Consider the following 1,047-nt stretch of genomic DNA (forward strand, 5'->3'; position numbering starts at 1 on the left):
TATAATGTACCCCTAAATGTGGACACAATAAGAAGAAGGGATCCTATAAGATGGACGAATAAAAAAGGGACAGATTCCTTAATTGTAGACACAGAAAAAAGGGTATTTTAATTTATTGACAACTTCCTAAGGTGTTAATATAGTTATGATACCAGAGGAGGAGTTATGAAAAAATATACTAAAAAACAGATTAAAGAATTAAAAGATAATCCATATACTTTTCAGGTTGATGAAAAAAGAATATTTTTTACTGCCGAGTTCAAGAAAGTATTCTGGCTTAAATATCAGGCTGGTATGAGTCCAAGAATGATTTTTAAAGATCTGGAATATAATCTTGAGTATTTTGGTCAAAAACAAATAGACAGCATTGTGCAAAGAATAAAAAAAGAGGGTATGGCGGGTGAATTTACAGAAGGATATACTCGTCAAAAAAGAGTGGCTATCAAACAGCCTGAAGCAGAAGCATCACCACAGACAATCAAACAAATTCAGAACGAATTACAATATCTAAGACAGGAAGTAGATTTTTTAAAAAAAGTATCCAAACAGAAAGAGGATCCTTAAAAATAATAGAAGATACAGGCTATAAATTTGAAATAATTCATGGAATGATAAGCAAAGAAGAAAATGTATTGACAGCCACAGAACTGTGTAAAATAGCTAAGGTGTCACGATCGGGATACTATCGATGGATTCAGGCAGAAGGAAAAAGAGAGGAACGAGAGCAGCAGGATCGTGAAGATTTTGAAATCATTTTAGAGGCATATCAGTATCGGGGATACAGTAAAGGAGCAAGAAGCATCTATATGCGACTGCTGCACCTGAAAGAGCCAGTCATAATGAATGTAAAGAAAATACGAAGATTAATGAAGAAATATAATCTGTACTGTCCAATACGGCAAGCTAATCCATATAGAAGAATGGCAAAGGCATTAAAAACGAATAATGTAGCAGATAATTTATTAAAGAGGGAGTTTAAGAAATATGGAGCAAGAAAAGTTCTTCTAACAGATATAACATATATACCATATAATGGGGAGAGATGTT

2 protein-coding genes are annotated in these 1,047 nt (G+C 33.2%); both read left to right on the top strand.

The window, feature by feature from the left end; translation table 11 throughout:
• The first annotated feature begins 165 nt into the window (after positions 1 to 165).
• Complete coding sequence (locus tag UGRO018_RS17680) at positions 166 to 564, top strand: HTH domain-containing protein (RefSeq protein WP_050637192.1); 399 nt, start codon at positions 166 to 168, stop codon at positions 562 to 564.
• Positions 565 to 632: 68 nt separating this feature from the next.
• A partial coding sequence (locus tag UGRO018_RS17685; RefSeq protein ID WP_416327835.1) for an IS3 family transposase occupies positions 633 to 1,047 on the top strand: 415 nt, incomplete at its 3' end.

The organism is Hoskinsella mucinilytica, assembly GCF_045223415.1.
In the GTDB taxonomy this organism is placed as follows: Bacteria; Bacillota_I; Bacilli_A; order Erysipelotrichales; family Erysipelotrichaceae; genus Hoskinsella; species Hoskinsella mucinilytica.